The following is a 10,638-nucleotide window of genomic DNA, read 5'->3' as shown; positions in this document are numbered from 1 at the left end:
GAGACGGCGGCGGCGGCGATCTCGCCCTGCGAGTGACCCACCACCGCGTCCGGTACGACCCCGAGCGAGCGCCACAGCTCGGCGAGCGAGACCATCACCGCCCACGTCACCGGCTGCACCACGTCCACCCGGTCCAGCGACTGGCCTTCCCGTACGACCTCGACCGCGTCGAAGTCCACGAACGGCGCCAGCGCGTCCGCGCACTCCCGCAGACGCGCGGCGAAGACCGGCGAGGTCTCCAACAACCCCGCACCCATCCCCACCCACTGCGTCCCCTGCCCCGGGAACACCAGTACCCGGCGCCCCGTCGGCCCGGCGGTGTCCTCGACGACCGTGGTGCCGAGGGTGACCCGGCGGTGTTCGAACACCGAGCGCGAGGTCACGAGGGAGTGGGCGACGTCCAGCGGGCGCGGCGCGTCCGCAGCCTCCAGGCGGGCCCGGAGCCGTTCGGTCTGGGCCTTGAGCGCGGCCTTCGAGCGGGCGGAGACGACCTGCGGGATCACGGGGAGTTCGCGGGTCGCGGGCTCCTCCGTGGTCTCCGGCGCGGGGGCCTGCTCCAGGATGACGTGGGCGTTGGTGCCGCTGACGCCGAAGGAGGAGACGCCCGCGCGGCGCGGGCGTCCGGTCTCGGGCCACGCGCGCGACTCGGTGAGGAGGGAGACGGCGCCGCCGTCCCAGAGGATCTGGGAGGAGGGGGCGTCGACGTGCAGGGTCCGCGGCAGCAGGCCCTCCTGGAGGGCCATCACCATCTTGATGACGCCGCCGACGCCGGCGGCGGCCTGGGTGTGGCCGATGTTCGACTTCAGGGAGCCGAGCCACAGGGGCCGTTCGGGGGTGTGCGCGCTGCCGTAGGTGTCGATCAGGGCGTGCACCTCGATGGGGTCGCCGAGGCGGGTTCCGGTGCCGTGCGCCTCGACGGCGTCCACGTCGGCGGCGGTGACCTGGGCGTCGGCGAGGGCCTGGCGGATGACGCGCTGCTGGGCGGCGCCGCTGGGGGCGGTGAGGCCGTTGCTGGCGCCGTCCTGGTTGACGGCCGAGCCGCGCAGGACCGCGAGGACGCGGTGTCCCTTGCGCACGGCGTCGGAGAGGCGTTCCACCAGGAGGATGCCGGCGCCCTCGCCGGGGCCGAACCCGTCGGCGGCCTCGGCGAAGGCCTTGCAGCGGCCGTCGGCGGCGACGCCGCGCTGGCGGGAGAACTGCACGAAGACGGCGGGCGTCGACATGACGGTGACGCCGCCGGCGAGGGCGAGGTCGCACTCGCCCCGGCGCAGCGACTGGGCCGCCTGGTGGAGGGCGACCAGGGAGGAGGAGCAGGCGGTGTCCACGGAGACGGACGGGCCTTCGAGGCCGAGCGTGTAGGAGATGCGGCCGGAGGTGAAGCTGACGACCCCGCCGGTGAGCAGGTCGCCCTCCAGTTGCGCGGAGGGCTCGTGCACCCCGGCGGTGTAGCCGCCGTCCCAGGCGCCGACGAACACGCCGGTGCGGGACCCCTTCAGGGAGCGGGGGTCGACCCCGGCGCGCTCCAGGGCCTCCCAGGAGGTCTCCAGGAGCAGGCGCTGCTGGGGGTCCATCGCGACCGCCTCGCGCGGCGAGATCCCGAAGAACGCCGGGTCGAAGGCCCCGGCGGAGCCGAGGAAGCCGCCTTCGCGGCAGTACGAGCGGCCGGCCGCGTCCGGGTCGGGGTCGTAGAGCCCCTCGGTGTCCCAGCCGCGGTCGCCCGGGAAGGGCGAGACCGCGTCGGTGCCGCCGGACACCAGCTCCCACAGGGCCTCGGGGGAGCCGGCGCCGCCGGGGAAGCGGCAGGCCATGCCGACGATCGCGATCGGCTCGTGGGCGCGTGCCTCCAGTTCCTTGAGGCGCTCGCTGGTGCGGTGCAGTTCGGTGGTGGCCCGCTTCAGGTACTCGCGGAGCTTCTCTTCGTTCGCCATGTCTCGTCACCCGTCACGTGCTGTGCGGTTCAGAACCGCTCGTCGATGAATGCGAAGATCTCGTCGTCGTCGGCGTCCTCGATGGACTCGGCCACCGATTCGGCCCCGGTGTCCGCGGGGCGCGGGCCGGCGGGTCCGCCGCCGATGCCGCCCCACAGGCCGGTGAGGGCCGCGAGTCGGTTGGCGATCTCCTTGTGCGCCGTCTCGTCGGGTCCGGCGGTGCCGTCGGCGGCCCGTCCGGCGAGGGCGCCGAACAGGGCCTCCAGGCGGTCGAGTTCCGCCATGACGGAGGTGCCGCGCGCGTCCGGGGCCGGGGCGGCCGCGGGCGCGGTCCCCTCCGGTGCCAGTTCGCGGTGCAGGTGCGCGGCGAGGGCCGCCGGGGTCGGATGGTCGAAGACCAGGGTGGCCGCGAGGCGCAGGCCGGTGGCCGCGGCCAGCCGGTTGCGCATCTCGACGGCGGTGAGGGAGTCGAACCCGAGCTCCTTGAACGCCCGGTCGACGACGATGCCCTCCGGTCCGCCGTGGCCGAGGACGGCCGCGGCGTGGATCCGCACGGTCTCCAGGACCAGTTCCTCCCCGTCCTCGGGGGCGAGGCCGGCGAGCCGGTCGGCGAGGGTCTCGGCGGGGCCGTCCTGGGCGCGCCGGTCGGTCCGGTGCTCCGTGCCGCCGACGAGCGAGCTCAGGAAGGCGGGGACGGGTCCGGCGGCGCGCAGGGCGGCGTGGTTGAGCCGGATGGGGACCTGGAGGGGGCTGTCGACGGCCTGGGCGGCGTCGAAGAGGGCGAGGCCCTCGGCGTCGGTGAGGGGCATGACGCCGCCCCGGGCGAGCCGGCGGTGCATGCCGCTCTGGTCGAGGTGTCCGGCCATGCGGCTGCTGCTGGACCACAGGCCCCAGGCGAGGGACACGGCGGGCAGGCCGAGGGAGCGGCGGTGGCCGGCGAAGGCGTCGAGGAAGGCGTTGGCGGCCGCGTAGCCGCCCTGGCCGGGGCTGCCGAAGAGGGCCGAGGAGGAGGAGTAGAGGACGAAGGCGGACAGGTCGAGGTCGCGGGTCAGTTCGTGCAGGTTGAGCACGGCGTCGACCTTGGGGCGCAGGACGGTGTCCAGGCCCTCGGGGGTGAGGGTGGGCAGGGTGCCGTCGGCGAGGACGCCGGCGGTGTGGACGACGGCGGTCAGCGGCTGTTCCGCCGGGATGTCCGCGAGGAGGGCGGCGAGCTGTTCGCGGTCGGCCGCGTCGCAGGCCCGTACGGCGACCTCGGCGCCCAGGGCGGTCAGTTCGGCGGCGAGTTCGGGGGCGCCGTCGGCGCCGGGGCCCTGGCGGCCGGCGAGGACGAGGTGGCGGACGCCGTGCTCGGCGACCAGGTGGCGGGCGACGGCGCTGCCGAGGGTGCCGGTGCCGCCGGTGACCAGGACGGTGCCGTACGGTCCGAAGGACGGCGGCAGGGTGAGGACGAGCTTGCCGGTGTGGCGGGCCTGGCTGAGGGTGCGGAACGCCTCGCGGGCGTGCCGTATCTCGTGGGTGGTCAGCGGCAGGGGTTCGAGGACCCCGGCCTCGAAGAGGGCGAGCAGTTCGCGCAGCATCTCGCCGACGGTGTCCGGTCCGGCCTGCACCAGGTCGAAGGCCCGGTAGCGGGTGCCGGGGTGGTCGGCGGCGACCCGCTCCGGGTCGCGGACGTCGGCCTTGCCGAGCTCCAGGAAGTGGCCGCCGCCGGGGAGGAGCCGCAGGCCGGCGTCGACGAACTCGCCGGCGAGGGAGTTGAGGACGATGTCCACGCCCCTGCCGCCGGTCTCGGCGAGGAACTCGTCGGCGAACTGCACGGTGCGGGAGTTGGAGATCGCCTCGTCACCGAGGCCGAGGCGGCGCAGGGTGTCCCACTTGCCGGTGCTGGCCGTGGCGTACACGGTCAGTCCGTGGTGGCGGGCGAGCTGGAGGGCGGCCATGCCGACGCCGCCGGCGGCCGCGTGGATCAGGACGCTCTGGCCGGGCTCGGCCTTGGCGAGGCGGGTCAGGGCGTACTGGGCGGTGAGGAACACGGCGGGCACGGACGCGGCCTCGGCGTAGGTCCAGCCGGAGGGGATCGGGGCGACCATGCGGTGGTCGGCGATCGCGTACGGGCCGAAGCCGCCGGTCCACATGCCGAAGACGCGGTCGCCGGGGGCGAGTCCGGTGACGCCGGGCCCGACCTCGGTGACGACGCCGGCGCCCTCGGCGCCCATGACGCCCTCGCCCGGGTACATGCCGAGGGCGATGAGGGTGTCGCGGAAGTTGAGGCCGGCGGCGCGCACGGAGATCCGCACCTGGCCGTCCCTGAGCTCGCCCAGGGTGTCGGGCGCCTCGGCGAGGCGCAGGCCCTCCATGGTGCCGGTGCCGCCGGCGGTGAGCCGCCAGGCGGTGGTGTCGGCGGGCGGCACGAGGACGTCGCCGCGGTCGGCGCCGGTCCTGGCGAGCCGGGGGACGCGGACGGCGGTGCCGCGGACGGCGGCCTGGGGTTCGCCGCAGGCGAGGGCGGCGGCCAGGGCGGTGCCGTTGACGGAGTCCGTGTCCACGTCGAGGAGGGCGAAGCGGCCGGGCTCCTCGGACTGGGCGGAGCGGATCAGGCCCCAGACGGTGGCGGCGGAGGGGTCGCCGAGTTCGTCGTCGGCGCCCGCGGCGACGGCGCCCCGGGTGACCAGGACGAGGGTGGTGCCGGTGAGGGCGGCGCCGTGCTCCAGCCAGGTCTGGGCGAGGTCCAGGGCCCGGTGGGCGGTGGCGTGCGCGGACGCCGCGTCGGGGCGGGGCAGGTGCGGGAAGGAGACGACGACGGTGTCCGGCGCCCGTCCGGCGGCGGCGGCCTCGAACAGCTCGGCCGGGCCGGGGTACCAGTCGCAGGAGGTGCCGGTGGTCTCCAGGGCGGAGGCGACCTTGGCGTGGTCCTCGCCGACGACGGCGATCCGGCGCACGGGCAGGGCCTGGGCGACGGGGAGCTGCTGCCAGTCGACCTCGTACAGGGCGCCGTTGCGCTTGGCGCGGCCCTCGGGGCCGGCGGCGAGCTGCTCGTCGGAGACGGTCCGCACGACGAGTTCGTCGACGGAGAGGACGGGCCGGCCGGAGTCGTCGGTGCACAGCAGGCGGACCGCCTCGGCACCGGCCGGGGAGACGCTGACGCGCAGCCGGGCGGCGCCCTCGGTGTAGAGGCGGACGCCGCGGACGGCGAACGGCATGCGGGCCCTGCCGTCCTCGGGGAAGAACGAGCCGAGGCTCATGGCCTGGAGGGCGGCGTCGAGGAGCGCCGGGTGGAGGCCGAAGCCGGCGGTGGCGTCGCTGGCCTGCGGCGGGAGGGCGACCTCGGCGTGGACGGTGGCGTCCTCGGTCCAGCCGGTGCCGAAGCCCCGGAAGAGCGGGCCGTAGTCGTAGCCGCGGGCGGTGAACCGCTCGTAGAAGGCCTCGGGGTCGGTGTCGGCGGCGGGCCGGGCGGCGGCCGGGGGCCAGACGGCCGGGCCGGCGGGGGCGGGCGCGTCCCCGGTGGGGGCGACGACGGCCTCGGCGTGGCGGCGCCAGGGGGTGCCGGGGTCGGCGCCGGCCTCGCGGGAGTGGACGGTGAGGGTGCGCCTGCCGTCCTCGGCGGCGGCGGTGACGAGCAGGCTCAGCTCGACGGCGCCGTTGTCGGGCAGGACCACGGGGGCCTGGAGGATCAGCTCGTCGAGGCGGCCGCAGCCGTGCTGGCGGCCGGCCCACAGGGCGAGGTCGACGAGGGCGGCGCCGGGCAGCAGGGCCGTGCCCATGAGGGCGTGGTCGGCCAGCCATGGCTGGGTGTCGGAGCCGAGCCGGGCGGTGTAGGCGACCGCGCCGGACTCGGGGAGTTCGACGCCGCCGCCGAGCAGCGGGTGGCCGGCCTCGCGGATGCCGATGCCGGCGGCGTCGCCGCGCCGGGCGGGCGCGTGGTACCAGTACCGCTCGCGCTGGAAGGGGTACGTGGGCAGGTCGACGCGGCGGGAGTCGGTGCCGAAGAGGGCGTCGGCGTCGATCTCGACGCCGCTGATGTGGGCCATGCCGAGCGCGGCGCCGAACCAGCGGGCGCCGCCCTTCTCGCGGCGCAGGGTGCCGAGGACGGCGGCCCGGCCGCCGACGTCGGCGACGGTCTCCTGGAGGGAGGTGGCGAGCATCGGGTGCGGGCTGGGCTCGATGAAGACCTCGTAGCCGTCCGCGATCAGGGAGCGGGTGGCCCGCTCGAACTCGACGGGCTCGCGCATGTTCCGGTACCAGTACGCGCTGTCGAGGGCGGCGGTGTCGAGGAGTCCGCCGGTGACGGTGGAGTAGAAGGGGATCTGCCCGGTGCGCGGGGAGACCGGGCCGAGGACCTCCATGAGGTGGTCCTTGAGGGCGTCGACCTGGGCGGAGTGCCCGGCGGTGTCGACGCCGGGGATGGCGCGGGCGTGGATCCCCTCGGCGGTCAGCTCCTCCAGGAGGTCGCGCAGGGCCTCGGGGTCGCCGGCGACGGCGGCGGTGCCGGGGCTGTTGACGGCGGCGACGGACAGCCGGTCGCCGAACCGCTCCAGGCGGGCGCGGATCTGCCCGGCGGGCAGGGACACGGCGAGCATGCCGCCCTTGCCGGCCAGGGTCAGCCAGGCCTGGCTGCGCAGGGCCACGATCCGGGCGGCGTCGTCGAGGGAGAGGCCGCCGGAGACGTACGCGGCGGCGATCTCGCCCTGGGAGTGGCCGACGACGGCGTCGGGGTGGACCCCGATGGCCCGCCAGGCCTCGGCCAGGGACACCATCATCGTGAACAGCACGGGCTGGACGACGTCGACGCGGCTGAGCGACGGGGCGCCGGGCACCTGCCGCAGCACGTCCATGACGGACCAGTCGAGGTAGGCGCGGAGGGCGGCGTCGCAGGCCTGCGCGGACTCGCGGAAGGCCGGCGAGCGGTCGAGCAGCCCCTCGGCCATGGCGGGCCACTGGGAGCCCTGGCCGGGGAAGACGAACGCGATGCGGTCGCCGGGGCCGGCGGTGCCGCGCAGGACGGCCAGGTGCGGCCGGTCCTGGGCGAGGGAGTTGAGGGCGTCGAGGAGCTCCTCGCGGCTCTCGCCGATGACGGCGGCCCGGTGCTCGAAGCGGGCGCGGGCCGTCATCAGGGTGTAGCCGGCGTCGGCCGGGTGCATGCCGGGGTGCTCGGCGAGCCCGGCGCGCAGCCGGGCGGCCTGGGCGCGGAGGGCCGACTCGGAGCGGGCCGAGAACAGCAGCGGGACGGTCACCTCGTCCCACCAGTTGCCGGTCTCGCCGCCGTCCTGCCCGGCGTCGTCGGCGGGGTCGGCGGCGGCTTCGGAGCGCGGCGCCTCCTCGACGATGACGTGGGCGTTGGTGCCGCTGATGCCGAAGGCGGACACGGCGGCGCGGCGCGGGGTGGCGCGCTCGGGCCAGGGCACGTCGTCGGTGAGCAGGGACACCGCGCCCGCGCTCCAGTCGACCCGGGGGGTCGGCTCGTCCACGTGGAGGGTGCGGGGCAGGGTGTTGCCGCGCAGGGCGAGGACCATCTTGATGACGCCGGCGACGCCGGCGGCGGCCTGGGTGTGGCCGATGTTGGACTTGACCGAGCCGAGCCACAGCGGGTCGTCGGCGGACCGGGCCCCGCCGTAGGTGGCCAGGACGGCCTGGGCCTCGATGGGGTCGCCGAGCTCGGTGCCGGTGCCGTGCGCCTCGACGGCGTCGACGTCCTCGGGGCGCAGTCCGGCGTCGGCGAGGGCCTGGCGGATGACCCGCTGCTGGGAGGGGCCGTTGGGGGCGGTGAGTCCGTTGCTGGCGCCGTCCTGGTTGACGGCCGAACCGCGGATGACGGCGAGCACCGGGTGCCCGTTGCGCTCGGCGTCGGAGAGGCGTTCGACGAGGAGCATGCCGGCGCCCTCGCCGAGGGCGACGCCGTCGGCGCCGGCCGCGAAGGCGCGGGAGCGCCCGGAGGGGGACATCACGCGCTGGCGGGAGAACTCGACCAGCATCTCCGGGGTGGACATGACGGTGGCGCCGCCGACCAGGGCCATGCCGCACTCGCCCCGGCGCAGCGACTGGACGGCCAGGTGCAGGGCGACGAGCGAGGCCGAGCAGGCGGTGTCGACGGTGACGGCCGGGCCTTCGAGGCCGAAGACGTACGAGAGGCGGCCGGACATGACGCTGGCGGAGTTGCCGGTGCCGAGGTAGCCGTCGAAGTCCTCCTCGCCGTTCTGCAGCAGCGGCATGTAGTGCTGGCCGTTGGTGCCGACGAACACGCCGGTGCGGGTGCCGCGCAGCACGTTCGGGTCGAACCCGGCGCGCTCGCACGCCTCCCACGAGGTCTCCAGGAGGAGCCGCTGCTGCGGGTCCATGGCGAGGGCCTCGCGCGGCGAGATCCCGAAGAACTCCGGGTCGAAGTCGGGGGCCTCGTGGAGGAACCCGCCCTCGCGGACGTAGGTGCGGCCCTGCGCCTCGGGGTCCGGGTCGTAGAGGCCGTCGAGGTCCCAGCCCCGGTTGGTGGGGAAGGTGGTGATGGCGTCGCCGCCGTGGGTCACGAGCTGCCACAGCTCGTCGGGCGTGTTGACGCCGCCGGGGAAGCGGCAGGCCATGGAGACGATGGCGATGGGCTCGCCGTCGCCGCCGGCGGGCGCGGTGGCGAACGGGGCGGCGGTGTCGGGCTCCCGCGCCCCGCTGGCCAGGTCGCCGAGGTGGCGGGCGACGGCCGCGGTGGTCGGGTGGTCGAAGACGAGCGAGGGGGCCAGGGCCAGGCCGGTGGCCTCCCGCAGCCGGTTGCGGAGCTCGACCGCGGTGACCGAGTTGAAGCCCAGCTCCTTGAAGGGCCGGTCGGCGGCGATGCCGTCGCCGGAGGCGTGGCCGAGGACGGCGGCGACGTGCGTGCGCACCAGGCGCACCAGCTCGCGCCGCCGCTCCTCGCCGGTCTTGTCGCGCAGGACGGCCGCGAGGCCGGTGCCGGTGGTGTCCCGCTCGTCCGCGGCGGCCCGCTCGGCGGCCCGGAACCGCCGGACGGCGGGGAGTTCGTCGAGGAGCGCCGAGGGCCGGGCCGCGGTGTACGCGGGCTCGAAGCGCTCCCAGTCGATGTCGGCGACGGCGACGCCGGTCTCGCCCCGGCCGACGATCCCGTCGAGCACGTCGAGGGCGCGCTCCGGGTCGAGGAAGGACAGGCCGGTGCGGAAGAGCTGCTCGGCGGCGGGCCCGGCGGCGACGTCCTGCCAGGGCGTCCAGGCGACGGAGGTGGCGGGCAGCCCGCGGCTCCGGCGCCCCTCGGCGAGGGCGTCGAGGTACGCCGTACCGGCCGCGTAGCCGCCCTGGCCCGCGCCGCCCCACACGCCGGCGACGGAGGAGAAGACGACGAACGCGTCGAGCTCCGCGTCCGCCAGCAGGCCGTCGAGGCGGGTGGCCAGGTCGGTCTTGGCCTCGACGGCGGCGGCGAAGCCCTCCATCGTGGTCTCGGTCAGGAGGGTGAGGGGGGCCGTCGGCGGGGCGACGTAGACGGCGGTCGGGGCGTGCTCGGCGAGGAGCGCGCGCAGCTCCTCCCGGTCGTCGAGCGCGCACGGCACGACGGTGGTGCGGTCGGCGGTCTCCTCGTCGAGGGTGCCGGTGATCCCGGCGAGGACGACCCGCTCGGCGCCGCCGGAGAGCAGGCGGCGGGCGAGGGGCCCGGCCACGGCGGCGACGTCGCCGACGACGAGGACGGTGCCGCGCGGGCGGGCCACGGCGGCGGCGGGCGCGGCGGGCGCCTGGACCAGGCGGCGGCCGTACGTGCCGGAGCCGCGGACGGCGACCTGGTCGTCGGTGCCGGGGGCGGCGAGGACCCCGGCGAGCTGCTGGAAGGAGCGGGCGTCGGCGGCGGCCGGCAGGTCCGCGAGTCCGCCCCAGCGGGCGGGGAGTTCGAGGGCGGCGACCCGCCCGAGGCCCCAGATCTGGGCCTGCGCGGGGGACGGGGTCTCGGCCGGGGCCACGGCGGCGGCACCGAAGGTGACGGCCCACAGCCGGGCCTCGGTCCCGGCGTCGGCGGCGGCCTGGGCGAGGGCGAGGGTGCTGGCCAGGCCGAGCGGAACGGCCGGGTGGTCGGGGTGCGCGCCCTCCGCGAGGGCGAGGAGGGACAGGACGCCGGTGAGCGGCTCGGCCCCGGCCCGGTCGGCGGACTCGGCGAGCCGGGCCCGCAGCAGGGACCGGTCGGCGGCGGCCGGGTTCACGGCGAACGGCTCGACGACGGCGCCCCGGTCGGCCAGGGCCCGCCGGGCGGACTCGGCGGCCTCGGAACCGGTCAGCGCCTCGGGCAGGACGAGCAGCCAGCGCCCGGAGAGCCGGGCGGCGGGGTCCACGGCGCTCAGGCCCTTCCAGGCGGTGCGGTAGCGCCAGGCCTCGGGCCCGGAGGCCTCCACGGCGGTGGCGGCCACGGGAGCGGCCGTCTTCTCCAGCCAGTAGCGCTCGTGCTGGAAGGCGTACGTGGGGAGGTCGACGGTTCGGGCCCCGGTGCCCTCGAAGAGGACCGCCCAGTCGATGTCGACGCCCCGGACGAACAGTTCGGCGGCGGAGGTCAGGAACCGCTCAAGACCGCCCTCGTCACGCCGGAGGGAACCGCCGGCGAGCACGTCGATCCCGGCGGCGTCGGCGGTCTCGTGGATGCCGATGCCGAGGACGGGGTGGGCGCTGGACTCGACGAAGGTGCCGAAGCCCCGGTCGAGGAGGAGGCGGACGGTGTCCTCGAAGCGGACGGTCCGGCGGAGGT

General features: G+C 76.5%; 2 protein-coding genes. Both read right to left on the bottom strand.

Going from position 1 to position 10,638, the window contains the following annotated elements; all coding sequences use genetic code 11:
- A partial coding sequence (locus ACWGSR_RS37050; protein ID WP_453573726.1) for a type I polyketide synthase occupies positions 1-1,928 on the bottom strand: 1,928 nt, incomplete at its 3' end.
- A 29-nt stretch (positions 1,929-1,957) separates the two neighbouring features.
- Positions 1,958-10,638: SDR family NAD(P)-dependent oxidoreductase (locus ACWGSR_RS37045; RefSeq protein ID WP_453573723.1), on the bottom strand; the 8,681-nt coding region annotated here is incomplete at its 5' end.

This window comes from Streptomyces sp. NPDC055632 (genome assembly GCF_053618675.1).
The sequence above is the reverse complement of the archived record's forward strand: the minus strand, read 5'-3'. Positions and strand labels throughout refer to the sequence as shown.